General features: G+C 48.9%; 38 protein-coding genes, 2 tRNA genes and 1 rRNA gene. All 41 read right to left on the reverse strand.

The window, feature by feature from the left end; all coding sequences use genetic code 11:
• Positions 1–8: 8 nt before the first annotated feature.
• Positions 9–84 (reverse strand) — tRNA-Lys (locus E8E00_RS12060).
• Positions 85–87: 3 nt separating this feature from the next.
• Positions 88–163, reverse strand: a tRNA-Glu gene (locus E8E00_RS12065).
• Between the two features lie 81 nt (positions 164–244).
• A 16S ribosomal RNA gene (locus E8E00_RS12070) occupies positions 245–1,799 on the reverse strand.
• Positions 1,800–2,400: 601 nt separating this feature from the next.
• Positions 2,401–2,787, reverse strand: coding sequence for a 50S ribosomal protein L17 (gene rplQ / locus E8E00_RS12075; RefSeq protein WP_069590805.1), 387 nt, complete (start codon positions 2,785–2,787; stop codon positions 2,401–2,403).
• 35 nt (positions 2,788–2,822) lie between these two features.
• A complete protein-coding gene (rpoA, locus tag E8E00_RS12080) occupies positions 2,823–3,812 on the reverse strand; it encodes a DNA-directed RNA polymerase subunit alpha (protein WP_069590802.1) in 990 nt (329 codons plus the stop codon).
• 23 nt (positions 3,813–3,835) lie between these two features.
• Positions 3,836–4,456 carry a 30S ribosomal protein S4 gene (rpsD, locus tag E8E00_RS12085; RefSeq protein WP_069590800.1) on the reverse strand — a complete coding sequence of 207 codons (621 nt, stop codon included), beginning with the start codon at positions 4,454–4,456 and terminating at the stop codon, positions 3,836–3,838.
• 40 nt (positions 4,457–4,496) lie between these two features.
• Positions 4,497–4,886 carry a 30S ribosomal protein S11 gene (gene rpsK, locus E8E00_RS12090; RefSeq protein ID WP_069590798.1) on the reverse strand — a complete coding sequence of 130 codons (390 nt, stop codon included), beginning with the start codon at positions 4,884–4,886 and terminating at the stop codon, positions 4,497–4,499.
• 18 nt (positions 4,887–4,904) lie between these two features.
• Positions 4,905–5,261 (reverse strand): 30S ribosomal protein S13, encoded by a 357-nt coding sequence (rpsM, locus tag E8E00_RS12095; protein ID WP_069590796.1) that lies wholly within the window; start codon positions 5,259–5,261, stop codon positions 4,905–4,907.
• Positions 5,262–5,407: 146 nt separating this feature from the next.
• Positions 5,408–5,521: a 50S ribosomal protein L36 gene (rpmJ, locus tag E8E00_RS12100; RefSeq protein WP_000868186.1), complete on the reverse strand. Its 114-nt coding sequence runs from the start codon at positions 5,519–5,521 to the stop codon at positions 5,408–5,410.
• A gap of 27 nt (positions 5,522–5,548) precedes the next feature.
• Positions 5,549–6,874 (reverse strand): preprotein translocase subunit SecY, encoded by a 1,326-nt coding sequence (gene secY / locus E8E00_RS12105; protein ID WP_069590794.1) that lies wholly within the window; start codon positions 6,872–6,874, stop codon positions 5,549–5,551.
• A 23-nt stretch (positions 6,875–6,897) separates the two neighbouring features.
• Positions 6,898–7,332: a 50S ribosomal protein L15 gene (gene rplO / locus E8E00_RS12110; protein WP_069590793.1), complete on the reverse strand. Its 435-nt coding sequence runs from the start codon at positions 7,330–7,332 to the stop codon at positions 6,898–6,900.
• A 4-nt stretch (positions 7,333–7,336) separates the two neighbouring features.
• Entirely contained in the window at positions 7,337–7,516 is a 180-nt protein-coding gene (rpmD, locus tag E8E00_RS12115; protein WP_069590791.1) for a 50S ribosomal protein L30, read from the reverse strand.
• A gap of 6 nt (positions 7,517–7,522) precedes the next feature.
• Positions 7,523–8,020: a 30S ribosomal protein S5 gene (rpsE, locus tag E8E00_RS12120; protein WP_069590790.1), complete on the reverse strand. Its 498-nt coding sequence runs from the start codon at positions 8,018–8,020 to the stop codon at positions 7,523–7,525.
• A 12-nt stretch (positions 8,021–8,032) separates the two neighbouring features.
• Positions 8,033–8,386: a 50S ribosomal protein L18 gene (rplR, locus tag E8E00_RS12125; RefSeq protein ID WP_021024479.1), complete on the reverse strand. Its 354-nt coding sequence runs from the start codon at positions 8,384–8,386 to the stop codon at positions 8,033–8,035.
• A gap of 9 nt (positions 8,387–8,395) precedes the next feature.
• The gene (rplF, locus tag E8E00_RS12130) at positions 8,396–8,929 is read right to left on the reverse strand and encodes a 50S ribosomal protein L6 (RefSeq protein WP_069590788.1); all 534 of its coding nucleotides are present in this window, start codon (positions 8,927–8,929) and stop codon (positions 8,396–8,398) included.
• A 13-nt stretch (positions 8,930–8,942) separates the two neighbouring features.
• The gene (rpsH, locus tag E8E00_RS12135) at positions 8,943–9,335 is read right to left on the reverse strand and encodes a 30S ribosomal protein S8 (protein ID WP_069590786.1); all 393 of its coding nucleotides are present in this window, start codon (positions 9,333–9,335) and stop codon (positions 8,943–8,945) included.
• Between the two features lie 23 nt (positions 9,336–9,358).
• A complete protein-coding gene (rpsN, locus tag E8E00_RS12140; RefSeq protein WP_069590785.1) occupies positions 9,359–9,664 on the reverse strand; it encodes a 30S ribosomal protein S14 in 306 nt (101 codons plus the stop codon).
• A gap of 17 nt (positions 9,665–9,681) precedes the next feature.
• The gene (gene rplE, locus E8E00_RS12145; protein ID WP_069590782.1) at positions 9,682–10,221 is read right to left on the reverse strand and encodes a 50S ribosomal protein L5; all 540 of its coding nucleotides are present in this window, start codon (positions 10,219–10,221) and stop codon (positions 9,682–9,684) included.
• Between the two features lie 15 nt (positions 10,222–10,236).
• On the reverse strand, positions 10,237–10,551 hold the full coding sequence (rplX, locus tag E8E00_RS12150; RefSeq protein WP_069590772.1) for a 50S ribosomal protein L24: 315 nt from the start codon (positions 10,549–10,551) through the stop codon (positions 10,237–10,239).
• Positions 10,552–10,562: 11 nt separating this feature from the next.
• The gene (rplN, locus tag E8E00_RS12155) at positions 10,563–10,934 is read right to left on the reverse strand and encodes a 50S ribosomal protein L14 (RefSeq protein WP_069590770.1); all 372 of its coding nucleotides are present in this window, start codon (positions 10,932–10,934) and stop codon (positions 10,563–10,565) included.
• Between the two features lie 160 nt (positions 10,935–11,094).
• Positions 11,095–11,349: a 30S ribosomal protein S17 gene (rpsQ, locus tag E8E00_RS12160; protein WP_069590768.1), complete on the reverse strand. Its 255-nt coding sequence runs from the start codon at positions 11,347–11,349 to the stop codon at positions 11,095–11,097.
• Positions 11,349–11,540: a 50S ribosomal protein L29 gene (gene rpmC / locus E8E00_RS12165; protein ID WP_069590766.1), complete on the reverse strand. Its 192-nt coding sequence runs from the start codon at positions 11,538–11,540 to the stop codon at positions 11,349–11,351. Before rpmC ends, rpsQ begins: the two co-directional genes overlap by 1 nt.
• Entirely contained in the window at positions 11,540–11,950 is a 411-nt protein-coding gene (gene rplP, locus E8E00_RS12170; protein WP_069590764.1) for a 50S ribosomal protein L16, read from the reverse strand. Before rplP ends, rpmC begins: the two co-directional genes overlap by 1 nt.
• 11 nt (positions 11,951–11,961) lie before the next feature.
• Positions 11,962–12,651: a 30S ribosomal protein S3 gene (gene rpsC, locus E8E00_RS12175; RefSeq protein ID WP_069590761.1), complete on the reverse strand. Its 690-nt coding sequence runs from the start codon at positions 12,649–12,651 to the stop codon at positions 11,962–11,964.
• A gap of 19 nt (positions 12,652–12,670) precedes the next feature.
• Positions 12,671–13,003 carry a 50S ribosomal protein L22 gene (gene rplV / locus E8E00_RS12180; RefSeq protein ID WP_069590759.1) on the reverse strand — a complete coding sequence of 111 codons (333 nt, stop codon included), beginning with the start codon at positions 13,001–13,003 and terminating at the stop codon, positions 12,671–12,673.
• A 10-nt stretch (positions 13,004–13,013) separates the two neighbouring features.
• Positions 13,014–13,292: a 30S ribosomal protein S19 gene (rpsS, locus tag E8E00_RS12185; protein ID WP_021024467.1), complete on the reverse strand. Its 279-nt coding sequence runs from the start codon at positions 13,290–13,292 to the stop codon at positions 13,014–13,016.
• Positions 13,293–13,312: 20 nt separating this feature from the next.
• Positions 13,313–14,137, reverse strand: coding sequence for a 50S ribosomal protein L2 (gene rplB / locus E8E00_RS12190; protein WP_069590757.1), 825 nt, complete (start codon positions 14,135–14,137; stop codon positions 13,313–13,315).
• A 19-nt stretch (positions 14,138–14,156) separates the two neighbouring features.
• Positions 14,157–14,459: a 50S ribosomal protein L23 gene (gene rplW, locus E8E00_RS12195; RefSeq protein ID WP_069590756.1), complete on the reverse strand. Its 303-nt coding sequence runs from the start codon at positions 14,457–14,459 to the stop codon at positions 14,157–14,159.
• Complete coding sequence (gene rplD, locus E8E00_RS12200; RefSeq protein ID WP_069590755.1) at positions 14,456–15,058, reverse strand: 50S ribosomal protein L4; 603 nt, start codon at positions 15,056–15,058, stop codon at positions 14,456–14,458. Before rplD ends, rplW begins: the two co-directional genes overlap by 4 nt.
• A 16-nt stretch (positions 15,059–15,074) precedes the next feature.
• Positions 15,075–15,704, reverse strand: a complete 630-nt coding sequence (rplC, locus tag E8E00_RS12205; RefSeq protein WP_069590754.1) for a 50S ribosomal protein L3 — start codon at positions 15,702–15,704, stop codon at positions 15,075–15,077.
• 13 nt (positions 15,705–15,717) lie between these two features.
• Positions 15,718–16,029, reverse strand: a complete 312-nt coding sequence (gene rpsJ / locus E8E00_RS12210) for a 30S ribosomal protein S10 (protein ID WP_002541412.1) — start codon at positions 16,027–16,029, stop codon at positions 15,718–15,720.
• Positions 16,030–16,381: 352 nt separating this feature from the next.
• A complete protein-coding gene (bfr, locus tag E8E00_RS12215; RefSeq protein ID WP_077458530.1) occupies positions 16,382–16,870 on the reverse strand; it encodes a bacterioferritin in 489 nt (162 codons plus the stop codon).
• 81 nt (positions 16,871–16,951) lie between these two features.
• Positions 16,952–17,143: a bacterioferritin-associated ferredoxin gene (gene bfd, locus E8E00_RS12220; protein WP_096630669.1), complete on the reverse strand. Its 192-nt coding sequence runs from the start codon at positions 17,141–17,143 to the stop codon at positions 16,952–16,954.
• 214 nt (positions 17,144–17,357) lie between these two features.
• A complete protein-coding gene (gene tuf / locus E8E00_RS12225; protein WP_096630667.1) occupies positions 17,358–18,542 on the reverse strand; it encodes an elongation factor Tu in 1,185 nt (394 codons plus the stop codon).
• 103 nt (positions 18,543–18,645) lie between these two features.
• Complete coding sequence (gene fusA, locus E8E00_RS12230; protein ID WP_096630665.1) at positions 18,646–20,742, reverse strand: elongation factor G; 2,097 nt, start codon at positions 20,740–20,742, stop codon at positions 18,646–18,648.
• Positions 20,743–20,817: 75 nt separating this feature from the next.
• The gene (gene rpsG, locus E8E00_RS12235; RefSeq protein WP_069589544.1) at positions 20,818–21,288 is read right to left on the reverse strand and encodes a 30S ribosomal protein S7; all 471 of its coding nucleotides are present in this window, start codon (positions 21,286–21,288) and stop codon (positions 20,818–20,820) included.
• 97 nt (positions 21,289–21,385) lie between these two features.
• Complete coding sequence (rpsL, locus tag E8E00_RS12240; RefSeq protein ID WP_069589545.1) at positions 21,386–21,760, reverse strand: 30S ribosomal protein S12; 375 nt, start codon at positions 21,758–21,760, stop codon at positions 21,386–21,388.
• 179 nt (positions 21,761–21,939) lie between these two features.
• Complete coding sequence (tusB, locus tag E8E00_RS12245) at positions 21,940–22,230, reverse strand: sulfurtransferase complex subunit TusB (protein WP_077640986.1); 291 nt, start codon at positions 22,228–22,230, stop codon at positions 21,940–21,942.
• A gap of 9 nt (positions 22,231–22,239) precedes the next feature.
• On the reverse strand, positions 22,240–22,593 hold the full coding sequence (gene tusC / locus E8E00_RS12250; RefSeq protein ID WP_096630662.1) for a sulfurtransferase complex subunit TusC: 354 nt from the start codon (positions 22,591–22,593) through the stop codon (positions 22,240–22,242).
• An 8-nt stretch (positions 22,594–22,601) separates the two neighbouring features.
• Entirely contained in the window at positions 22,602–22,994 is a 393-nt protein-coding gene (gene tusD, locus E8E00_RS12255; protein ID WP_069589550.1) for a sulfurtransferase complex subunit TusD, read from the reverse strand.
• Complete coding sequence (locus E8E00_RS12260) at positions 22,991–23,713, reverse strand: transcriptional regulator (protein WP_069589551.1); 723 nt, start codon at positions 23,711–23,713, stop codon at positions 22,991–22,993. The genes tusD and E8E00_RS12260 overlap by 4 nt, the downstream gene beginning before the upstream one ends.
• Between the last annotated feature and the right edge of the window lie 90 nt (positions 23,714–23,803).

Raw genomic sequence — 23,803 nt, forward strand, 5'->3', positions numbered from 1 at the left:
CAATATAGTGGTGGGTTGTACAGGATTCGAACCTGTGACCAATTGATTAAAAGTCAACTGCTCTACCAACTGAGCTAACAACCCAAGTGGCGTCCCATAGGGGAGTCGAACCCCTGTTACCGCCGTGAAAGGGCGGTGTCCTAGGCCTCTAGACGAATGGGACGCATCGATATGTTTGGGAACATATCCTCTTTAATACTTCAACCTATACAATCTGTGTGAACACTCGCAAGAATAGCGTCAGTAAGGAGGTGATCCAGCCCCAGGTTCCCCTAGGGCTACCTTGTTACGACTTCACCCCAGTCATGAACCACACCGTGGTAAACGCCCTCCCGAAGGTTAAGCTATCTACTTCTGGTGCAGCCCACTCCCATGGTGTGACGGGCGGTGTGTACAAGGCCCGGGAACGTATTCACCGCAGCATTCTGATCTGCGATTACTAGCGATTCCGACTTCATGGAGTCGAGTTGCAGACTCCAATCCGGACTACGACAAACTTTAAGGGATTCGCTTAACATCGCTGTCTCGCTGCCCTCTGTATCTGCCATTGTAGCACGTGTGTAGCCCTACTCGTAAGGGCCATGATGACTTGACGTCGTCCCCACCTTCCTCCGGTTTATCACCGGCAGTCTCCCTGGAGTTCCCACCATTATGTGCTGGCAAACAAGGATAAGGGTTGCGCTCGTTGCGGGACTTAACCCAACATTTCACAACACGAGCTGACGACAGCCATGCAGCACCTGTCTCAGCGCTCCCGAAGGCACTCCTCTATCTCTAAAGGATTCGCTGGATGTCAAGAGTAGGTAAGGTTCTTCGCGTTGCATCGAATTAAACCACATGCTCCACCGCTTGTGCGGGCCCCCGTCAATTCATTTGAGTTTTAACCTTGCGGCCGTACTCCCCAGGCGGTCTACTTAATGCGTTAGCTCCGAAAGCCAAAGTCTTAAACCTCAGCCTCCAAGTAGACATCGTTTACGGCGTGGACTACCAGGGTATCTAATCCTGTTTGCTACCCACGCTTTCGCATCTGAGCGTCAGTCTTTGTCCAGGGGGCCGCCTTCGCCACTGGTATTCCTTCAGATCTCTACGCATTTCACCGCTACACCTGAAATTCTACCCCCCTCTACAAGACTCTAGCCTGCCAGTTTCAAATGCGGTTCCGAGGTTGAGCCCCGGGCTTTCACATCTGACTTAACAAACCGCCTGCATGCGCTTTACGCCCAGTAATTCCGATTAACGCTCGCACCCTCCGTATTACCGCGGCTGCTGGCACGGAGTTAGCCGGTGCTTCTTCTGCAGCTAACGTCAAGCAATGCACGTATTAAGTACACTACCTTCCTCACTGCTGAAAGTGCTTTACAACCCGAAGGCCTTCTTCACACACGCGGCATGGCTGCATCAGGGTCTCCCCCATTGTGCAATATTCCCCACTGCTGCCTCCCGTAGGAGTCTGGGCCGTGTCTCAGTCCCAGTGTGGCTGATCATCCTCTCAAACCAGCTAAGGATCGTCGCCTTGGTAAGCCGTTACCTTACCAACTAGCTAATCCTAACTGGGCCCATCCCGACGCGATAGCTTACATGTAGAGGCCACCTTTGGTCCGTAGACATTATGCGGTATTAGCCGTCGTTTCCAACGGTTATCCCCCTCGTCAGGGCAGGTTCCCAGCCGTTACTCACCCGTCCGCCGCTCGACGTCCAGTAAATCCACCGAAGCTTCAATACTGCCGTTTCCGCTCGACTTGCATGTGTTAGGCCTGCCGCCAGCGTTCAATCTGAGCCATGATCAAACTCTTCAATTAAAGTTTTTTCGAAACCGAAGTTTCAGCTCAATGAATACTGATTACTGTTTATCTCCGAAGAGAAAAACGAATTGACTGTGCCGAACAACTGTAAAAGTTGTCGTTTGGTCACTCAGTTCATCGAATAAATCTTTTTGTCTATTCTCAACGAGTGCCCACACAGATTGCATAGGTCAAATTGTTAAAGAGCGTTGACTTGCGAAGCGTTGCTTCGCTCGGTCAGGGCTGCGTATATTACTCGCCTTGCCGATGAAGTCAAGAAGAAATTTTATCTTTTTGTTGATGCCAACCGGCGAAAACAAAACCTCTTTTTGACTCCCCTAACGCGTTGTCGGCGTTAAGTAGGGCGGCATTCTATAGAAATTGTGACCCCCGTCAACACTAAATCACATCTTTTTTATCAAATGTGCTCTTTTTGAGCACTGTGCGCGAATAAGCAACGAAAACAGCTTAAATGACGCTTTTAATACCTATATTAAGCATGGTTGGGCATAAAAGCGGATGGGTTGCGCTAAAGAATTGACGAAACACCTGATAGATAGATAAAGAAAAAGCCAGGCACTAGGCCTGGCTTTTCTAGCTTATCTGCAAGAGTAAAGAATTACTCTGCAGCTTCCTCAGCTTTTTGCTCTGGGCGATCAACGAGCTCGATGTAAGCCATAGGGGCTTTATCACCTGAGCGAACACCGCATTTAAGAATGCGAGTGTAACCGCCAGCACGTGAAGCAAAACGTGGGCCGAGTTCATTGAAAAGCTTCGCTACAACTTCGTCGTTACGAGTACGAGCGAATGCAAGACGACGGTTAGCAACACTGTCGTTCTTAGCTAGGGTAATCAACGGTTCAATGACGCGACGCAGCTCTTTTGCCTTAGGCAGAGTTGTTTTGATAACTTCGTGAGTTACCAGCGAGCTAGCCATGTTGCTGAACATCGCTTTACGATGGCTGCTGTTGCGATTGAGTTGACGACCACTCTTACGATGGCGCATGACCTAATCCTTCTAACTAAATAATCAGTATCTGATTAATCTTCAGCGATTGATGCTGGCGGCCAGTTTTCTAGGCGCATGCCTAGAGACAGACCACGTGAAGCCAGCACGTCTTTAATTTCAGTCAAAGACTTCTTACCAAGGTTTGGCGTTTTCAGAAGCTCAACCTCAGTACGCTGTACCAGATCACCGATATAGTGAATCGCTTCTGCTTTCAAACAGTTGGCAGAGCGAACAGTTAGTTCAAGATCGTCTACAGGACGCAGTAGGATCGGATCGAACTCTGGCTTCTCTTCTTTCTCCTCAGGGACGCGCACGTCTCGCAGGTCAACAAACGCATCTAGCTGTTCAGCTAGGATGGTTGCTGCACGGCGAATCGCTTCCTCAGGATCCAGTGTACCGTTAGTTTCCATATCGATAACAAGCTTGTCGAGGTCAGTACGCTGTTCAACACGTGCTGCTTCAACTTTGTAAGCAATACGGTCTACTGGGCTGAACGTTGCATCAACAAGCAAGCGGCCGATTGGACGCTCGTCGTCTTCGCTGTGAATGCGCGCAGACGCTGGTACATAGCCACGACCACGTTCTACCTTGATACGCATGCTAATTTCAGCGTTTGCATCAGTCAGGTGGCAGATAACGTGTTCTGGGTTCGCAATCTCAACACCACCATCATGGGTGATGTCGCCTGCAACAACAGGGCCTGCACCAGACTTGGTCAGAGTAAGGATAACTTCATCTTTACCCTCAACCTTAACGGCTAGGCCTTTAAGGTTAAGTAGGATTTCCAGGATATCTTCCTGAACCCCTTCTTTGGTGCTGTACTCGTGCAGTACGCCGTCAATTTCAACTTCCGTCACCGCACAGCCTGGCATTGATGAAAGTAGGATACGACGTAGCGCATTCCCCAGAGTATGGCCAAAGCCACGCTCTAGAGGTTCAAGAGTTACTTTTGCGTGCGTAGAGCTGACTTGTTCGATATCAACCAGACGCGGCTTAAGAAATTCTGTTACAGAACCCTGCATTATGTCCTCTCTTTAGTTTAGCCTTACTTAGAGTAAAGCTCGACGATCAGGTGTTCGTTGATGTCAGCAGACAAATCAGAACGCTCTGGTAGGCGCTTGAATGTGCCTTCCATCTTCTTGCTGTCTACTTCGATCCAAGTTGGCAGCTCGCGCTGTGCAGCGATTTCTAGTGCTGCTTTGATGCGCGCTTGGTTCTTAGCTTTCTCACGAATGCTAACAACGTCGTTTGCCGAAACCTTGAAAGAAGGTACGTTAACAACTTTGCCGTTAACTAGGATCGCTTTGTGGCTTACCAGCTGGCGAGCTTCGGCGCGAGTTGCACCAAATCCCATGCGGTAAACTACGTTGTCTAGGCGACCTTCAAGAAGCTGAAGCAGGTTTTCACCTGTGTTACCTTTAATACGGGCAGCATCTTTATAGTAGTTACGGAACTGCTTTTCCATTACGCCGTAGATACGACGTACTTTTTGCTTCTCGCGAAGCTGAACGCCATAGTCAGACAGACGGCCGCGACGCTGACCGTGAACGCCTGGGACGTTATCAATTTTACACTTGGTATCAATCGCGCGTACGCCTGACTTAAGGAACAAGTCAGTACCTTCGCGACGGCTAAGCTTCAGCTTAGGACCCAAATATCTTGCCATGATCTTTCTCCAATATTCTAAGAAACAGCACTAAGCGTGATTAAACGCGGCGTTTCTTAGGTGGACGACAACCGTTGTGCGGGATCGGAGTCGCATCAACAATGTTAGTGATGCGGAAGCCCGCCGCGTTCAGGGCACGAATAGTAGATTCGCGGCCTGGACCTGGACCTTTAACCATCACTTCGAGGTTTTTCAGGCCGTATTCTTTCGCCATCTCACCACAACGCTCTGCAGCAACCTGTGCAGCATATGGAGTCGACTTACGAGAACCACGGAAACCTGAACCACCGGCAGTAGCCCATGCTAGAGCGTTGCCTTGACGGTCAGTGATCGTAACGATTGTGTTGTTGAAAGACGCATGAATGTGCGCAACGCCATCAGCAACTTGCTTGCGTACGCGTTTACGTGCGCGAGTTGGTTGTTTAGCCATAGTACTTACCTACCCCGATTATTTCTTGATCGGTTTGCGCGGACCCTTACGGGTACGTGCGTTGGTCTTCGTACGCTGACCACGAAGTGGCAAGCTGCGACGATGACGCAAACCGCGGTAACAGCCAAGGTCCATAAGACGCTTGATGTTCATGGAAATTTCACGACGTAGATCGCCTTCTACAGTGTACTTGGCTACACCGTCACGCAACTGGTCGATCTGCTCTTCTGATAGTTCACTGATCTTAGTGCTTTCAGCAATACCTGCTTCGGCTAGGATAGCCTGAGAGGTAGTTTTGCCGACACCGTAAATCGCAGTCAGTGCGATTACAGCGTGCTTTTGATCAGGAATGTTAATGCCTGCTATACGGGCCACTATTCACTCCTAGTACTTTTCAAGTAGAACCGCTGCAGAGCCCGTTGAGGATACGCAGCGGCATAACCACTTCTTTTGCACATACAAAAGGTGGGCTGGCTAATGTAGCCAGCCTGACCTCATTTTGCAAGAAAAATATTCTGCTATTAGCCTTGGCGCTGCTTGTGCTTAGGCTCACTGCAGATCACGCGAACGACACCGTTACGCTTGATCACTTTACAGTTACGGCAGATTTTCTTAACGGAAGCACGAACTTTCATTGCTAAACTCCGTAAATAGACAACCTATTAGCGGCCGTAGCCTTTAAGGTTGGCTTTTTTCAACACGGACTCATATTGTTGAGACATCAAATGAGTCTGAACTTGAGCCATAAAGTCCATGATTACGACTACTACGATAAGTAGTGATGTACCACCAAAGTAGAAGTGGACATCCCACGCAATCATCATGAACTCGGGGATCAGACAGATAAAGGTAATGTACATGGCGCCCGCGAGGGTCAAACGTGTCATCACTTTATCAATGTATTTAGCAGTCTGCTCACCCGGGCGAATACCAGGTACGAACGCTCCTGACTTCTTCAAGTTATCTGCCGTTTCACGAGGGTTAAACACCAACGCTGTATAGAAAAAGCAGAAGAAGATAATCGCCGCCGCATAAAGTATTACGTAAGCCGGTTGGCCAGGACTTAGTGCCAAAGACACGTCGGTCAGCCAGCTTGTCTGATCACCCTTACCAAACCAGTTAGCAAGTGTGCCAGGGAACAAAATAATACTTGATGCAAAGATCGCTGGGATAACCCCTGCCATGTTAATTTTCAGTGGCAAGTGCGTGCTTTGCGCTGCAAAGACACGACGACCTTGTTGGCGCTTCGCATAGTTAACGACGATACGACGTTGACCACGCTCCATGAAGACCACAAAGTAGATTACCGCCAACGCGATAACAGCAATACCTAGCAAGAGAAGCGGAGACATGTCGCCTTGACGCGCTTGCTCTATTGTCTGTCCAATTGCCGGTGGCAGACCTGCGACAATCCCGGTGAAAATAATCAGCGAGATACCATTACCAATACCGCGTTCGGTAATTTGTTCACCCAACCACATCAAGAACATGGTGCCTGTGACCAAACTGACTACCGCAGTAAAGTAAAAAGCAGGACCTGGATTAATCACCAGACCTGGCATCATACTTGGTAACCCGGTCGCAATTCCAATTGCTTGGAAGGTTGCCAACACAAGCGTGCCGTAGCGGGTGTACTGGCTTATCTTACGACGGCCAGATTCGCCCTCTTTCTTCAACTCCGCTAACGCGGGGTGAACCACTGACAGTAACTGGACAATGATCGATGCCGAGATGTACGGCATGATCCCCAGTGCCAGTATCGAAGCACGCTCAAGGGCACCACCAGAGAACATGTTTACCAAGTCAATGATGGTCCCTTGTTGCTGTTCGAACAGATCGGCAAGTACAGCAGCGTCAATACCAGGAATTGGCACAAAAGAGCCGGCACGGAATACCAATAATGCCATAGCTACAAAAAGTAGACGGCTTTTCAGCTCCGCGATCCCGCCTTTTGCACTACTGAAGTTTTGTCCTGGTTGTTTTGCCATCTGTACCTCGTCCTCGAGCTAAATTATTCCTCGATTTTACCGCCTGCAGCTTCGATTGCCGCTTTAGCGCCTTTAGTGACACGAACACCTTTAACAGTCACAGCGCGAGCGATTTCACCAGACAGTACGATTTTCGCCGTACGGGTGTCTTGTGCAATAACGTTCGCTGCTTTTAGTGACTCTAGGCTTACCACGTCACCTTCAACTTTTGCTAGTTCGCTTAGGCGAACTTCAGCAGAAGTTAGGCTCTTGCGCGATGTAAAACCAAATTTTGGCAGACGCTGTTTCAAAGGCATTTGACCGCCTTCGAAACCTGGGCGTACAGAACCACCTGAACGTGATTTCTGACCTTTGTGACCGCGGCCACCAGTTTTACCCAGACCTGAACCAATACCACGGCCTACACGCTTAGCAGAAGGCTTTGAGCCTGCAGCCGGAGATAGAGTATTCAAACGCATGTGATTACTCCTCCACTTTAACCATGTAGTTGACTTGATTGATCATACCGCGCACGCACGGAGTATCTTCAAGTTCAACAGTGTGGTTGATGCGACGTAGGCCCAAGCCACGCAGGGTCGCTTTGTGCTTCGGCAAACGGCCGATAGCGCTACGAGTCTGTGTTACTTTAATTGTCTTAGCCATGTCGTATTACCCCAGAATTTCGTTAACAGGCATGCCACGCTTAGCAGCTACCATCTCTGGAGACTTCATACCACCCAGACCATCGATCGTTGCACGAACGATGTTGATTGGGTTGGTAGAACCGTATGCTTTGGCCAGAACGTCTTGAACGCCCGCAACCTCAAGCACAGCACGCATCGCACCACCGGCGATGATACCCGTACCTTCTGATGCTGGCTGCATGTACACTTTAGAACCAGTGTGGCGGCCTTTAACAGCGTGGTGAAGAGTACCGTCTTTCAGCGCTACAGTAATCATGTTACGGCGCGCTTTTTCCATTGATTTCTGAATCGCTGCTGGTACTTCACGGGCTTTACCGTAACCGAAACCAACGCGACCGTTACCATCACCAACCACAGTCAGGGCGGTGAAGGTAAAGATGCGACCACCTTTAACCGTTTTAGATACACGGTTTACAGCGATCAGCTTTTCATGCAAATCACTTTGTTGTTTATCGTTAGCCATCTTCCACCTACCTTAGAATTTCAGACCAGCTTCACGGGCAGCATCTGCCAGTGCAGCCACACGGCCGTGGTATTGGAAACCGGAACGGTCAAAAGCAACAGCTTCGATGCCTTTTTCCTTCGCACGCTCAGCAATGATTTTACCTACTGCTGCTGCGGCGTCTTTGTTACCGGTGCTCTTAACTTGTTCACGGATCGCTTTTTCTACGGTAGAAGCGGCGGCGATGACTTCCGCGCCGTTACCAGCGATAACCTGTGCGTACACATGACGTGGAGTACGGTGTACCACCAGGCGAGTCGCACCCATTTCCGCGATCTTGCGTCGTGCTTTGGTCGCACGACGGATACGAGATGCTTTCTTATCCATAGTGTTACCTTACTTCTTCTTAGCTTCTTTAGTACGCACAACTTCGTCAGAGTAACGAACGCCTTTGCCTTTGTAAGGCTCTGGCTTGCGGTATGCGCGGATTTCAGCAGCGACCTGGCCAACCGCTTGTTTATCAGCACCGCTGATAACAATTTCAGTTTGGCTTGGGCACTCTGCCTTAATACCCTCAGGTAGAACGTGTTCTACTGGGTGAGAGAAGCCAAGTGTCAGGTTAAGTTTGTTACCCGCAACAGTTGCACGGTAACCAACACCCTTCAGGATTAGCTTCTTGGTAAAGCCTTCTGTCACACCAACAACCATGCTGTTAACCAGTGCGCGGGCAGTACCAGCATGAGCCCATGCTTTAGCGTGCTCTACACTTGGTGCAAAGGTAATGGTGTTGTCTTCTTGGTTTACTTTCACCATATCGTGAAGCGTACGGCTTAGTTCGCCTTTGCTTCCTTTTACAGTGATGTCCTGACCGTTAAGTTTCACCTCTACGCCGGCAGGAACTACGACAGGTGCTTTTGCAACACGAGACATTTCCTACTCCTTATTACGCTACGTAGCAGATGATTTCACCGCCCAGACCCGCTTTGCGAGCTGCGCGATCGGTCATCAAACCTTTCGAAGTTGAAACAACTGCAATACCAAGGCCACCCATCACAGAAGGAAGCTCATCTTTCTTTTTGTAGATGCGCAGACCTGGACGGCTAACACGTTGGATTTGCTCGATAACTGGTTTAGATTCGAAGTATTTCAACGTCACTTCCAGTTCAGGCTTGGCATCGCCACTTACAGCGTACTCAGCCACGTAACCTTCTGCTTTTAGTAGCTCAGCAATTGCCACTTTCAGCTTTGACGAAGGCATTTTTACAGCAACTTTTTTTGCTGCCTGACCGTTGCGAAGGCGGGTCAGCATATCCGAGATCGGATCTTGCATGCTCATAAGTCTTTACTCCCGTGATTCAATTACCAGCTTGCCTTACGCAGACCCGGAATCTCGCCTTTCATGCAAGCTTCACGAACCTTGATTCGGCTTAGGCCGAATTTGCGTAGGTAGCCATGTGGACGACCAGTCTGGTTACAGCGGTTACGCTGACGAGACTTCGCAGAATCACGTGGTAGCGACTGAAGCTTCAGGACTGCGTCCCAACGCTCTTCGTCTGACGTGTTTACATTCTTAATGATCGCACGCAGGTTATCACGCTTTTCAGCGTAACGGGCTGCGAGCTTCGCACGCTTTACATCGCGTGCTTTCATGGATTTTTTAGCCATAACAGTAACCCTTCACCTTACTTACGGAATGGGAAGTTAAAGGCAGCCAGCAGAGCTCGACCTTCCTCATCAGTACCTGCAGTGGTAGTGATAGTAATATCAAGACCACGGATACGATCGACTTTATCGTAGTCAATCTCAGGGAAGATGATTTGCTCGCGAACGCCCATGCTGTAGTTACCGCGACCGTCGAACGCTTTCGGGTTCAGACCACGGAAGTCACGGATACGAGGAACTGCGATTGCGATTAGACGCTCAAAGAAGTCCCACATACGCTCGCCACGTAGGGTTACTTTACAACCAATCGGGTAGCCCTCACGGATCTTAAAGCCTGCAACTGACTTACGTGCTTTGGTGATCAGCGGCTTTTGACCAGAAATCGCGGTCATATCAGCAGCTGCATTTTCAAGCAGTTTTTTGTCGTTCAGAGCTTCGCCCACACCCATGTTAAGGGTGATCTTTTCGATCCTTGGGACTTGCATGATGCTCTTGTAGCCAAATTGCTTAGAAAGCTCAGCTACAACGGTCTCTTTGTAGTAATCATGCAGTTTCGCCATTGTACTACTCCAGAATTACTTAATAGTTTCGCCAGTCGATTTGAAAAAACGTACTTTTTTGCCGTCTTCAAATCGGAAGCCTACACGGTCACCTTTACCAGCTGCTGCGTTAAAGATTGCCACGTTTGAAACGTCAATAGCGGCTTCTTTTTCTACGATGCCACCTTGAACGCCCAGAGCCGGTACAGGCTTCTGGTGTTTCTTAACGAGGTTAATACCTTCAACGATAACTTTACCGGTCGGTAGAACCTTAGATACTTTACCTTTCTTGCCTTTGTCTTTACCGACAAGAACGATAACTTCGTCGTTACGACGGATTTTAGCTGCCATGAGATCGCTCCTTACAGAACTTCAGGCGCCAGAGACACAATCTTCATGAACTTTTCAGTACGAAGTTCGCGTGTCACAGGGCCAAAGATACGTGTGCCGACTGGTTGCTCGTTCGTGTTGTTCAACAACACGCAAGCATTACGGTCGAAGCGAATGACAGAGCCGTCTGGACGACGTACGCCTTTACGGGTGCGAACTACCACCGCCTTAAGCACATCACCTTTTTTCACTTTACCGCGTGGAATTGCTTCCTTAACGGTAACTTTGATGATGTCGCCAACATGGGCGTAACGACGGTGAGAGCCACCCAGAACCTTAATACACATTACACTGCGAGCGCCGGAGTTATCGGCTGCGTCCAGCATACTTTGCATTTGGATCATTGTTAGTGCTCCGCTGTTATTACATCTAGACCCATCTCGGGTCGGGCTGCCTTATTACAAGGGCGGCGAATAATAACACTATTTTGACCGGATGGGTAGATAAAAAAATAAACGGCCCCCCAAATGAGAGCCGTTTGACTTATATTGTTTGAAAAATCGCTTAGATGCGCGCTTTTTCAACAACGCGAACCAATGTCCAAGACTTAGTCTTAGAGATTGGACGACACTCACGAACTTCTACAGTGTCACCTTGGTTACACTCGTTAGATTCATCGTGAACGTGCAGCTTGGTCGTGCGCTTGATGTACTTACCGTAGATAGGGTGTTTCACAAAACGCTCGATAGCAACAACGATAGTCTTATCGCCTTTGTCGCTGACAACGCGACCTTGCTGAGTGCGGATGTTCTCGCTCATTATGCGCTAGCCTTCTCAGTCAATACGGTTTTAACACGTGCGATATCGCGACGAACAGCTTTAAGAGTGTGAGTTTGCTGAAGCTGGCCAGTAGCCGCTTGCATGCGCAGGTTAAACTGCTCACGCAGCAGACCCATCAGCTCTTCGTTCAGCTGCTCAACAGTCTTTTCACGTAGTTCTTGTGCTTTCATCACATCACCGCCTTAGTTACGAAAGTGGTTTTGATCGGTAGCTTACGTGAAGCCAGTTCAAACGCTTCGCGAGCCAGTGATTCAGGAACACCATCCATTTCGTACAGGACTTTACCTGGTTGGATTTGGGCAACCCAGTAATCTACTGAACCTTTACCCTTACCCATACGAACTTCCAACGGCTTACCAGTAATTGGTTTGTCTGGGAAGATACGGATCCAGATTTGACCCTGACGTTTAATGTGACGAGTCATCGCACGACGAGCCGCCTCAATTTGACGCGCAGTGATACGACCGCGACCAACAGCTTTCAGGCCATAGGTACCGAAGCTTACGTCAGTACCGTGCGCCAGACCGCGGTTACGACCTTTAAAAGTCTTGCGGAACTTAGTACGTTTTGGTTGAAGCATCGATAGACTCCTTACTTACGGCCTTTACGCTGCTTCTTCGGCTTGTCAGCCTTTTGCTCCACTTCAGCCATTCCGCCTAGAACTTCACCTTTGAAGATCCAGGTTTTAATGCCGATAACACCGTAGGTGGTGTGAGCAGAAGAAGTTGCGTAATCAATGTCAGCACGAAGTGTGTGCAGTGGCACACGGCCTTCACGGTACCACTCGGTACGAGCAATTTCAGCACCGCCAAGACGGCCGCTTACTTCTACTTTGATACCTTTGGCACCTAGACGCATTGCGTTTTGTACCGCGCGCTTCATCGCACGACGGAACATAACACGGCGCTCTAGCTGAGAAGCGATGCTGTCGCCAACAAGTTGTGCGTCCAGCTCTGGCTTACGTACTTCAGCGATGTTGATTTGCGCTGGTACACCGGCTAGTTTCGCAACATGTGCGCGTAGCTTCTCAACGTCTTCGCCTTTCTTACCGATAACCACACCAGGGCGTGCAGTGTGAATGGTCACACGGATGCTCTTGGCAGGGCGCTCGATAACGATGCGAGATACTGACGCTTTTTTCAGTTCGTTAGTCAAGAACTGACGTACCTTAAAGTCGCCGTCTAGGTTGTCAGCGAAATCTTGGTTATTAGCAAACCAAGTGGAATTCCAAGGCTTTACGATGCCTAGACGAATACCATTAGGATGTACTTTTTGACCCATTGCTTTATCTCCTCGTCTCTTAGCGGTCTGCTACAACAACAGTGATGTGGCTAGAACGCTTCAAGATGCGATCGGCACGGCCTTTTGCACGAGGCATAATACGCTTCATGATTGGGCCTTCATCAACGAAGACTTTGGCGACGCTTAGATCGTCGATATCCGCACCTTCGTTATGCTCGGCGTTTGCAATAGCAGATTCCAACACTTTCTTAACCAGATCAGCCGCTTTTTTGTTGCTGAAAGTCAGAATTTCTAGTGCTTGTGCTACGTCTTTACCGCGCACTTGATCCGCAACCAAACGTGCTTTTTGAGGCGAGATACGAGCAAAGCGATGTTTAGCAATAGCTTCCATTTCTTACCCCTTAACGCTTCTTAGCTTTCTTATCAGCAGCGTGGCCGCGATAAGTACGTGTTGGTGCAAACTCGCCCAGCTTGTGACCGATCATTTCTTCAGAAACGAAAACGGGTACATGCTGACGACCATTATGGACAGCGATGGTCAATCCGATCATCTGTGGGATGATCATTGAACGACGGGACCAAGTCTTTAAAGGCTTCTTGTCACCGCTTTCCACCGCTTTCTCTACCTTCTTCAGCAAGTGCAGGTCAATAAAAGGACCTTTCTTGAGAGAACGTGGCATAGCTTATCCTCTGATAATAATTACTTGTTACGACGACGTACGATGTACTTGTCGGTACGTTTGTTCTTACGGGTCTTGAAGCCTTTAGTTGGCATACCCCAAGGTGATACTGGGTGACGACCACCTGAGGTACGGCCTTCACCACCACCGTGTGGGTGGTCAACTGGGTTCATTGCAACACCACGTACGCTTGGACGTACGCCTTTCCAGCGTGACGCACCGGCTTTACCCAGTTCGCGTAGCATGTGCTCTGAATTACCCACTTCGCCTAGGGTCGCACGACCTTCAGCAAGAACTTTACGCATTTCACCGCTGCGCAGGCGGAGTGTGACATATGCACCGTCACGAGCAACGATCTGAGCATAAGCACCCGCAGAACGTGCAAGCTGGGCGCCTTTACCAGGTTTCAGCTCGATGTTGTGGATAGTAGAACCCACTGGGATGTTACGCATTGGCAGGGTGTTACCTACCTTGATAGCTGCATCTGCACCAGATTGGATCTGATCACCGGCTTTTAGGCCTTTAGGTGCAATGATGTAACGACGTTCACCATCCGCATAAAGTACAAGCGCGATGTTTGCACTGCGGTTTGGATCGTATTCAAGACGCTCAACTTTCGCTGGGATACCGTCTTTAGTACGTTTGAAGTCAATTACACGGTAATGATGTTTGTGACCACCACCGATATGACGCACTGTGATTCGACCGTTGTTATTACGACCACCAGACTTAGAGTTTTTCTCTAGTAGTGGTGCGTATGGCTTGCCCTTATAAAGATCTGGGTTAACCACTTTAACAAGGTGACGACGACCCGGTGAAGTCGGCTTACATTTGATAATAGCCATTTGCTGTTACTCCTCCGTCTTACTCTGCGCCGCCAACGAAGTCGATGTCCTGACCTTCTTTCAAGATAACGTACGCTTTTTTCCAATCGCTACGGCGACCTTCGCGCATACCTTGACGTTTGGTCTTACCCTTAACTACTAGGGTACGAACAGACTTAACTTCAACTTCGAACAGTTTTTCAACTGCCGCTTTGATCTCTTTCTTAGTTGCTTCTTTAGCTACTTTAAACACGATAGTGTTCGCGCTTTCAGCAGCCATCGTTGCTTTTTCAGAGATGTGCGGAGCACGCAGAACTTTTAGGATACGCTCTTCAGTGATCATGCCAGCATCTCCTCAACTTGTTTAACTGCTTCAGCAGTCATCACGACTTTGTCGAAAGCGATCAAGCTAACTGGGTCGATGGTACCTGCATCGCGTACGTCAACCTTGTACAGGTTACGTGCAGCAAGGAACAGATTCTCATCAACTTCTGCAGTTACGATCAGAGCGTCGTTCAGCTCAAGCTCTTTCAGCTTAGCGACAAGCTCTTTAGTTTTTGGTGCTTCAACAGAGAAGTTATCAACAACGATCAAACGCTCTTGACGAACTAGCTCTGACAGAATGCTCTTCAGAGCACCACGGTACATCTTTTTGTTAACTTTCTGGCTGTGGTCCTGAGGACGAGCTGCGAAAGTGACACCACCGCTGCGCCAGATTGGGCTGCGGATTGTACCTGCACGGGCGCGACCAGTACCCTTCTGACGCCATGGCTTAGCACCGCCACCAGATACGTCTGAACGAGTTTTCTGAGCGCGAGTACCTTGACGGGCACCAGCTGCGTATGCAACGACTACCTGGTGAACCAGGGCTTCGTTGAATTCACGCCCGAAGGTAGTTTCGGAAACAGTTAGCGCGTCGGCGCCTTTGACTACCAATTCCATTACTATCTCCTCGACGTTACGCTTTAACGGCTGGTTTAACGATCACGTTGCCACCTGTAGCACCTGGGACTGCACCTTTGATAAGAAGCAGATTGCGCTCAGTGTCAACACGTACGATCTCTAGGTTTTGAGTCGTTACACGCTCAGCACCCATGTGACCTGCCATTTTTTTGCCTTTGAATACGCGACCTGGAGTCTGACATTGACCGATAGAACCAGGAGCACGGTGAGACAAAGAGTTACCGTGGCTCATGTCTTGAGTACGGAAGTTCCAACGCTTAACGCCGCCTTGGAAGCCCTTACCTTTTGACGTGCCAGTAACGTCTACTTTTTTGATTTCAGCGAATAGATCAACGTTTAGCTCAGCGCCAACTTCGAACTCTTCACCATTTTCCAGACGGAATTCCCACAGACCGCGGCCCGCTTCAACACCTGCTTTCGCAAAGTGGCCAGCTTGTGCCTTGTTTACACGGTTTGCTTTCTTCGCGCCTGTAGTAACTTGAATTGCGGCATAACCGTCAACTTCAGGCTTACGCACCTGAGCAACACGGTTCGCTTCAACTTCAACTACGGTTACCGGGATAGATACGCCATCTTCGTTGAAGATACGAGTCATACCGACTTTACGACCGACTAGACCAATCATTATCTACTCCCCCTTAGCCCAGGCTGATTTGAACATCAACGCCCGCAGCAAGGTCAAGACGCATCAGAGCGTCAACAGTCTTGTCTGTTGGCTCAACGATGTCGATCAGACGTTTGTGAGTACGAATCTCGTACTGGTCACGTGCGTCTTTGTTTACGTGCGGAGAAATAAGAACGGTGAAGCGCTCTTTACGAGTAGGTAGAGGGATTGGACCCTTAACCTGTGCGCCAGTGCGCTTAGCGGTTTCAACGATTTCCGCGGTAGACTGATCGATCAAGCGATGATCGAACGCCTTTAGGCGGATACGGATACGTTGGTTCTGCATGAGACAGAGCTCCAAATTCAAAAATTTTTACACAAACAATATCGCCATTCTACCTCACTAGAGCGAGGGAATGCCGATTAATTTATGTGAAACCGTAGTGCCAAAATTAGGCACATTGTCAGCCATTATATTATGACTGCGAACATAAGCGGAGTATACATTAAACGAACAGTTTACTGTTCCATTCCTCGATGCTCATTGGTTCACAACTGCGTCGGAAGTCCGAAGACTTAAGCAGTGCGCAGCATTATACCGATGCCGCACCCTATTGCAAGTCTTGGTTAAAAAATAAGCCCAAACAAAAACGCACCCATGGGGTGCGTTCATCTACCGCGATAGCGTAAGCCTCGCCTTAGTCTTTATCGCTCGCATCTTCAATCATCTGCGCTTGGTTATAATTTTCGAGTCCCACTTTCTCAATCAGACCTAGCTGAGTCTCCAGCCAATCAATGTGTTCTTCCTCATCATCGAGAATATACTGGAACAAATCTCGCGAGACGTAATCGCGTATGCTTTCGGTGTAGGCAATGGCTTCTTTCAAGTCTTCGTGTGCCTGCATCTCTAGCGCGAGGTCACACTCAAAAATTTCTTGCGTATCTTCGCCGATACGTAATTTACCTAAATCTTGTAAGTTCGGCATCCCTTCTAAGAACAAGATGCGCTCAATCAACTTGTCCGCGTGCTTCATCTCATCAATCGACTCTTCATATTCTTTATGAGCAATGACTTTTAAGCCCCAGTCTTTGAACATACGTGCATGAAGGAAGTACTGGTTGATGGCAATAAGTTCATTGCCGAGCACGGTATTTAAAAACGCAATCGATTTTGGGTCGCCTTTCATGGCAAAAGCCTCCTTATGGGTTCTATTTATCAACTGTAGAACCCATAAGGAGGCTGTCAAATTTTACTCAGTACTCCTGAGTTAGCTCGCTTGCTGTAACGTAATCACTTGCACCTGATTGTGAATCACCTCTTTGGCCTGACGCACACATTTACCACACTGTGAACCCAGCGGAGTGAGCCGACGCAGTTCGCGAATGCTAGTCACGCCTTGTTGATTCACAAGCTGCTTAATGGTTTTATCCGATACAGCATGGCAAATACATACAAACATTATTCTCACCCTACAACATAAACTATAACGAGAATAGTTTGCATTGCGCTTCAGGTAAAGGGTTTTTATATAACAATTGATTATTTACGTAATAGCCACACAAGCAAAAAAGATCGCGTAAAGCCAAAGCGCCATAAGGTCAATGTCTGGGGTGCAGCCATAAAAAAAGGAGCGCAATGCGCTCCTTTTTCAGTGGTATGTTTAACTCAACGCATTACGCGATGATGTTAGCAACAACACCAGCGCCTACGGTACGGCCACCTTCACGGATAGCGAAACGTAGACCTTCGTCCATCGCGATTGGCGCGATCAACTCAACAACCATCTTGATGTTGTCACCAGGCATTACCATCTCAACGCCTTCTGGCAGTTCGATAGTACCGGTCACGTCAGTTGTACGGAAGTAGAACTGTGGACGGTAGCCTTTGAAGAACGGAGTATGACGGCCGCCTTCGTCTTTAGACAGTACGTATACTTCTGACTCGAACTTAGTGTGCGGGGTGATTGAACCAGGCTTCGCCAGTACTTGACCACGCTCAACTTCGTCACGCTTAGTACCACGCAGAAGAACACCAACGTTCTCACCAGCACGGCCTTCGTCTAGAAGTTTACGGAACATTTCAACACCAGTACAAGTGGTCTTGGTGGTGTCTTTCATGCCCACGATTTCTACTTCGTCACCAACGGTGATGATGCCTTGCTCAACACGACCAGTTACTACAGTACCACGGCCTTGGATTGAGAATACGTCTTCGATTGGCAGAATGAACGGCTTGTCGATCGCACGCTCTGGCTCTGGGATGTAAGAATCCAGTGCTTCCGCTAGCTCAATAATCTTCTGTTCCCACTGCTCTTCACCGTTCAGAGCACCTAGTGCTGAACCTTGGATTACTGGGCAGTCGTCACCTGGGAAGTCATACTCTGAAAGCAGCTCACGTACTTCCATTTCAACTAGCTCAAGCAGCTCTTCATCATCAACCATGTCACATTTGTTCATGAATACGATGATGTATGGGATGCCTACCTGACGGCCTAGCAGGATGTGCTCACGAGTCTGTGGCATTGGGCCATCAGTCGCTGCTACTACTAGGATACCACCGTCCATTTGCGCTGCACCGGTGATCATGTTTTTCACGTAGTCGGCGTGCCCTGGGCAGTCAACGTGCGCGTAGTGGCGAGTTGGCGTATCGTATTCTACGTGCGAAGTCGCGATGGTGATACCACGCTCACGCTCTTCTGGTGCGTTATCGATTGATGCGAAGTCACGCGCTGCACCACCGTGTACTTTTGCAAGTACAGTACAGATAGCGGCAGTCAGAGTAGTTTTACCGTGGTCAACGTGGCCGATAGTACCAACGTTAACGTGCGGTTTCGTACGTTCAAATTTTTCTTTAGACACGATCGTCTTCCTTCCTAGTTGTGAGCTAAAGGTATCAACACCTAACTAGCTCAGAAGTCAGTATTGGATGCCGACAACACGCCGGCATCGAGACTAATAAAAATTAGCTACGCTCTGCAATCAGGGCGTCGGCAATGTTCTTAGGCACTTCGCCATACTCGCTGAATTCCATTGAGTATGAAGCACGACCCTGAGTTGCACTACGCAGGTCAGTGGCGTAACCGAACATTTCAGACAGTGGTACCTGAGCACGTACGATCTTCAGACCCGCTGGGCCTTCGTCCATACCGCCAATCAGGCCACGGCGACGGTTCAAGTCACCAACAACGTCACCCATCCACTCTTCTGGCGTAGTTACTTCTACTTTCATCAGTGGCTCAAGCATAACAGGTTGCGCTTGCAGTGCACCTTTCTTGAATGCCATTGATGCAGCGATCTTAAACGCCATTTCGTTGGAGTCAACATCGTGGTAAGAACCATCGTACAGGGTTGCTTTAACGTCGAGCACTGGATAACCGGCAAGTACACCGTTTTTCATTTGCTCTTCAACGCCTTTCGCTACCGCGCCGATGTATTCACGAGGAACCACACCACCAACGATTTCGTCAACAAAGACAAAGCCTTCGTTTGGCTCAGATGGCTCAAGCTTCAGCCATACGTGACCAAACTGACCACGACCACCTGACTGCTTAACGAACTTACCTTCAACTTCCGTGCTACCACGGATAGTTTCACGGTACGCTACCTGAGGCTTACCAACGTTACATTCAACGTTAAACTCACGACGCATACGGTCAACGATAACGTCTAGGTGAAGCTCACCCATACCAGAGATCAAGGTCTGGCCAGACTCTTCGTCAGACTCAACGCGGAAAGATGGATCTTCTGCTGCTAGTTTACCTAGCGCGATACCCATTTTCTCTTGGTCTGCTTTAGACTTAGGCTCAACCGCGATCTGAATAACTGGATCAGGGAATTCCATACGCTCTAGGATTACTTTTGAATCCATCGCACACAGAGTATCACCCGTGGTTACGTCTTTTAGACCAACCGCGGCCGCGATGTCACCAGCGCGAATTTCTTTGATTTCTTCACGCTTGTTCGAGTGCATCTGTACGATACGGCCTAGGCGCTCACGCTTCTGCTTAACAGAGTTGTAAACAGTGTCGCCTGAGCTTACAACGCCCGAGTAAACACGCATAAAGGTCAGCGTACCTACGAATGGGTCAGTTGCAATTTTGAATGCCAGCGCGGAGAACGGTTCTTTGTCGTCTGCGTGACGCTCAATTGGGTTGCCGTCTTCGTCTTCACCTTTGATTGACTTAACGTCGATTGGTGAAGGTAGGAATTCGATAACCGCATCCAGTACCGCCTGAACACCTTTGTTCTTAAATGCAGAACCACAGGTTGCCAGTACGATTTCGTTATCCAGAGTACGCTGACGCAGCGCCTTCTTGATTTCTTCTTCAGACAGTTCACCTTCTTCAAGGTACTTGTCCATCAGCTCTTCAGACGCTTCTGCAGCAGACTCAATCAAGAAGTTGTGCCACTCTTCTGCTTGCTCTTGAAGTTCAGCTGGAATCTCTTCATAGGTATAAGTCATACCCATGTCTTCTTCATTCCAGTTGATAGCTTTCATTTTGATCAGGTCAATAACGCCCTTGAACTCGTCTTCAGCACCGATGTTCAAGTGAATTGGCACAGGGGTCGCGCCAAGACGGTTTTTGATTTGATCAACAACGCGTAGGAAGTCTGCGCCCGCACGGTCCATCTTGTTGACGAAAACCATGCGTGGAACTTCATATTTGTCAGCCTGACGCCATACGGTTTCAGACTGAGGCTCAACACCAGAAGAACCACAGAAAACAACAACCGCACCATCAAGAACACGCAGTGAACGCTCTACTTCGATAGTGAAGTCAACGTGTCCTGGGGTGTCGATGATGTTAATACGGTGTTGTTCGAATTGGTGATCAGAACCTTGCCAGAAAGTGGTGGTTGCTGCAGAGGTGATGGTAATACCACGCTCTTGCTCCTGCTCCATCCAGTCCATGGTAGACGCGCCGTCGTGGGTCTCACCAATCTTGTGGTTAACGCCTGTGTAGAACAGGATTCGTTCGGTAGTGGTGGTTTTACCGGCGTCTACGTGAGCACAAATACCGATGTTACGGTAGCGCTCGATAGGGGTTTTACGAGCCACAATAGTATCCTCTTACTAAGGTTAACCTTAGAAAATGGGTTCGGCGCGCCACCGAAGTGACGCGCCATGAAGGCATTACCAGCGGTAATGTGCGAACGCTTTGTTCGCGTCTGCCATACGGTGAACGTCTTCACGTTTCTTAACAGCAGTACCTTTGTTTTCAGACGCATCAAGCATCTCGTTGGCCAGGCGCTGAGCCATAGATTTTTCACCACGCTTACGAGCAGCTTCAACCAACCAACGCATAGCCAGCGCGTTACGACGCACAGGACGTACTTCTACTGGTACTTGGTAAGTTGAACCACCTACACGGCGAGATTTAACCTCGACCGCTGGGCGTACGTTTTCAAGAGCTTGTTCGAATACAGCCAAGTGCTCTTTACCAGAACGCTCAGCCATGATGTCTAGTGCACCATAAACGATTTTTTCAGCAGTTGACTTCTTACCGTCAACCATCAGGATGTTCACAAATTTTGCCAGCAATTCTGATCCGAACTTAGGATCTGGAAGAATTTTACGCTGACCAATTACGCGACGACGTGGCATGGATTATCTCCGTTGTCTTCTTCAGGTTTTATCCAAAACTTTTCAGTTTTTTCAAAATTCAATTGTTTGAGTGTTTGGCCTTACTTAACGGAATCCATTAAGACTTAGGACGCTTCACACCGTACTTAGAACGACCTTGTTTACGGCCGTTAACGCCTGCACAGTCAAGTGCGCCACGAACAGTGTGGTAACGCACACCCGGCAAGTCTTTTACACGACCGCCGCGGATAAGCACAACGCTGTGCTCTTGCAGGTTGTGGCCTTCACCACCGATGTATGAGGTTACTTCGTAACCGTTAGTCAAACGCACACGGCATACTTTACGCAGTGCTGAGTTTGGTTTTTTTGGCGTAGTGGTGTAAACACGAGTACAAACACCACGTTTTTGCGGACACGCTTCCAGCGCAGGCACGTTGCTTTTCGCAACTTGCTTCAGGCGTGGTTTGCGTACCAGCTGGTTAATAGTTGCCATTAAATAGCTCCTGATATTACTTAACGTATAAGTGTGAAAAATCTATCCCCAATAAAACGGGGACGCGAAATTTTAGGCGCCGACTTATAGGGTGTCAAGATTTATACAGAGATCTTTGCATCGTCTGTTTTTTCACCGATAGCAAAGAAGGCATTTTTATCCTTCGATAGCCTAGTCGATCACCATGTCATTTGCGTGACGTGATCCTCAGTGAGTTGAACCAAGCCTTGCATATCAATCTGTTTAACTTGCGGATGTAGATGCGCTTGCACCCCGCGGGCCATCACATCTTCTTCTAGCACATAAACCGAACGGTTATCTGTAAAAAGCGCCGCCCCCAGAGGGCTATCGGCCAGTGCGCCGAGGACAGCATCATTGATCAAGACGATGACACTGTCAGGAGTGGCATACGCCAAACAGTGCGACAGCGCATGCGTTGCATAAGGGGACGATTTGATAATATGTAGCATCTGACTCTCTTAAAAATGCAGGATGCGATCGCAGCGAGCGAGCTTTGCCTGAATATGCTCACGTTCCAGCACTTCGCCCGTCAACACACGCGCCGCATCACCCATGCCTCTCGCCATCAGTGACGCTTGGCAAATATAGATATCTTCTACATCACACAGCGGTAGCATTTTAAAGCTGGCAATATAATCGCGACTCAGCACTGCGCTTGGGCGCTGCCCATCAATCAATTGCATCACCCCATCGCCAATGAAGAACACGCTAATCGTTTCGCAAAAAGCGGATGTCGCTAACAGCGCATCTAACCCCTCACGTCCGCTCGCTGAACCATGCGGTGCGGTTGAAAAAACAAACCCGAGTTGCATACGTCCTCTTAAAATTGCAGTACACGATCAGCAGTCAACAAGGCTTCTGCCAAGGCTCCGAGACCGGCTTGTTGATACCCATCTGCTAGGTTCGCTTGTGACAAGCCATGCTGCATCGCTTCTTGCTCGCTCACAATACCGCGGCGCAATGCGGCAGCCACACAGGTTTCGAGTTGTACCTGATGTTCATTGGCTAAAGTCTGCCATGCATTAACCAAGTCAAATTCGTCATTCGCAGGCACCGTTGTCGCAGCCCCGTTTAATACACCATCTTGGTAGAAAAACACTTTGCTGACACTGTGCCCTTTGGCAATGGCCGCACACGCAAATTGATAGGCCGTACGCGCAAGTTGCGTCCCATAAGCCGGCTCTGAGACCACGAGTACGTAATTGAGGCTCATTTTTCCCCATCTCCCGTTTTGCGTTGGCGTACGTAAAGATACACAGTGTGCTTCGATATGTTGAGCCTATCAGCGACACGATGAATAGCATCTTTGATATCAAAGATCCCTTTATCATAAAGCGCCATCACAATTTGGCGGTTTTTGGTGTTATTAGACACACTTTTATCCGCGTTGACTTCTTCAATGGTACGCTCAACAGTTTGGTCCACCAGCTCTTCTACATCACTGGCAAAGTTAACCGATGACGCGGCTTGCTTGGCTTGATCATCAGGCATAAACGCTTGCAGCACCTGAGAGAAAGGGGCATCCAAGTTTATATTGATACATAACAGCCCGATAATGCGGCTTTCACCATTGCGGATGGCCACCGTGATCGATTTCATTAAGGTGCCGCTTTTCGCGCGCGTAAAGTAGGCGCGAGAAAAATTACGCTCAGACCCTTCAATGTCCCGCAACATCCGTAAGGCCAAATCCGTGATGGGTGACCCCACTTGGCGACCGGTGTTTTCACCATTGGCAATTTTGATTGCTGACTTGTTCAAGTCTTCTAGCGAGTGCAGTACGATTTCACAATGCTCGCCAATCAGCGCAGCCAAGCCGTCTACGACCGCGGCATAAGAGTGTAAAATCACACTGTCTTGCGCAGTAAATGGATTCGGCTCAATGAGCTCGCTTTCTGTCATGATTTCTGCGCCAAAATGCTCTGTCGGTACCACGTACGCCTATCCTTATTCGACAGTGAATCTGTGTTTATCTCAGCCAAGTTTAACAGAATCCCGCCCTAAAAAAGCAAAAGCCCCGGCAAA

The organism is Salinivibrio sp. YCSC6, from assembly GCF_004916735.1.
Classification (GTDB): Bacteria; Pseudomonadota; Gammaproteobacteria; order Enterobacterales; family Vibrionaceae; genus Salinivibrio; species Salinivibrio proteolyticus.

Coding starts and splice junctions, on each gene's coding strand:
- tusB (WP_077640986.1), bottom strand. CDS start 22,230: ATGCTACATATTATCAAATCGTCCCCTTATGCAACGCATGCGCTGTCG.
- bfr (WP_077458530.1), bottom strand. CDS start 16,870: ATGAAAGGCGACCCAAAATCGATTGCGTTTTTAAATACCGTGCTCGGC.
- rplF (WP_069590788.1), bottom strand. CDS start 8,929: ATGTCTCGTGTTGCAAAAGCACCTGTCGTAGTTCCTGCCGGCGTAGAG.
- bfd (WP_096630669.1), bottom strand. CDS start 17,143: ATGTTTGTATGTATTTGCCATGCTGTATCGGATAAAACCATTAAGCAG.
- rplO (WP_069590793.1), bottom strand. CDS start 7,332: ATGCGTTTGAATACTCTATCTCCGGCTGCAGGCTCAAAGCCTTCTGCT.
- rplX (WP_069590772.1), bottom strand. CDS start 10,551: ATGGCAGCTAAAATCCGTCGTAACGACGAAGTTATCGTTCTTGTCGGT.
- rpsH (WP_069590786.1), bottom strand. CDS start 9,335: ATGAGCATGCAAGATCCGATCTCGGATATGCTGACCCGCCTTCGCAAC.
- rpsL (WP_069589545.1), bottom strand. CDS start 21,760: ATGGCAACTATTAACCAGCTGGTACGCAAACCACGCCTGAAGCAAGTT.
- rpsN (WP_069590785.1), bottom strand. CDS start 9,664: ATGGCTAAAAAATCCATGAAAGCACGCGATGTAAAGCGTGCGAAGCTC.
- rplQ (WP_069590805.1), bottom strand. CDS start 2,787: ATGCGCCATCGTAAGAGTGGTCGTCAACTCAATCGCAACAGCAGCCAT.
- rpmD (WP_069590791.1), bottom strand. CDS start 7,516: ATGGCTAAGACAATTAAAGTAACACAGACTCGTAGCGCTATCGGCCGT.
- tusD (WP_069589550.1), bottom strand. CDS start 22,994: ATGAGCCTCAATTACGTACTCGTGGTCTCAGAGCCGGCTTATGGGACG.
- rplE (WP_069590782.1), bottom strand. CDS start 10,221: ATGGCGAAACTGCATGATTACTACAAAGAGACCGTTGTAGCTGAGCTT.
- secY (WP_069590794.1), bottom strand. CDS start 6,874: ATGGCAAAACAACCAGGACAAAACTTCAGTAGTGCAAAAGGCGGGATC.
- rplN (WP_069590770.1), bottom strand. CDS start 10,934: ATGATCCAAATGCAAAGTATGCTGGACGCAGCCGATAACTCCGGCGCT.
- rpsK (WP_069590798.1), bottom strand. CDS start 4,886: ATGGCTAAACAACCAACTCGCGCACGTAAACGCGTACGCAAGCAAGTT.
- rpsD (WP_069590800.1), bottom strand. CDS start 4,456: ATGGCAAGATATTTGGGTCCTAAGCTGAAGCTTAGCCGTCGCGAAGGT.
- rpsJ (WP_002541412.1), bottom strand. CDS start 16,029: ATGCAGAACCAACGTATCCGTATCCGCCTAAAGGCGTTCGATCATCGC.
- rplB (WP_069590757.1), bottom strand. CDS start 14,137: ATGGCTATTATCAAATGTAAGCCGACTTCACCGGGTCGTCGTCACCTT.
- rpoA (WP_069590802.1), bottom strand. CDS start 3,812: ATGCAGGGTTCTGTAACAGAATTTCTTAAGCCGCGTCTGGTTGATATC.
- rpmC (WP_069590766.1), bottom strand. CDS start 11,540: ATGAAAGCACAAGAACTACGTGAAAAGACTGTTGAGCAGCTGAACGAA.
- rpsG (WP_069589544.1), bottom strand. CDS start 21,288: ATGCCACGTCGTCGCGTAATTGGTCAGCGTAAAATTCTTCCAGATCCT.
- rplC (WP_069590754.1), bottom strand. CDS start 15,704: ATGATTGGTCTAGTCGGTCGTAAAGTCGGTATGACTCGTATCTTCAAC.
- rpsC (WP_069590761.1), bottom strand. CDS start 12,651: ATGGGTCAAAAAGTACATCCTAATGGTATTCGTCTAGGCATCGTAAAG.
- rplW (WP_069590756.1), bottom strand. CDS start 14,459: ATGATCACTGAAGAGCGTATCCTAAAAGTTCTGCGTGCTCCGCACATC.
- rplV (WP_069590759.1), bottom strand. CDS start 13,003: ATGGAAGCTATTGCTAAACATCGCTTTGCTCGTATCTCGCCTCAAAAA.
- rpsQ (WP_069590768.1), bottom strand. CDS start 11,349: ATGAGCGAGAACATCCGCACTCAGCAAGGTCGCGTTGTCAGCGACAAA.
- tusC (WP_096630662.1), bottom strand. CDS start 22,593: ATGCAACTCGGGTTTGTTTTTTCAACCGCACCGCATGGTTCAGCGAGC.
- rplR (WP_021024479.1), bottom strand. CDS start 8,386: ATGGATAAGAAAGCATCTCGTATCCGTCGTGCGACCAAAGCACGACGC.
- rpmJ (WP_000868186.1), bottom strand. CDS start 5,521: ATGAAAGTTCGTGCTTCCGTTAAGAAAATCTGCCGTAACTGTAAAGTG.
- rpsS (WP_021024467.1), bottom strand. CDS start 13,292: ATGCCACGTTCTCTCAAGAAAGGTCCTTTTATTGACCTGCACTTGCTG.
- rplD (WP_069590755.1), bottom strand. CDS start 15,058: ATGGAATTGGTAGTCAAAGGCGCCGACGCGCTAACTGTTTCCGAAACT.
- rpsE (WP_069590790.1), bottom strand. CDS start 8,020: ATGGCTAACGATAAACAACAAAGTGATTTGCATGAAAAGCTGATCGCT.
- rplP (WP_069590764.1), bottom strand. CDS start 11,950: ATGCTTCAACCAAAACGTACTAAGTTCCGCAAGACTTTTAAAGGTCGT.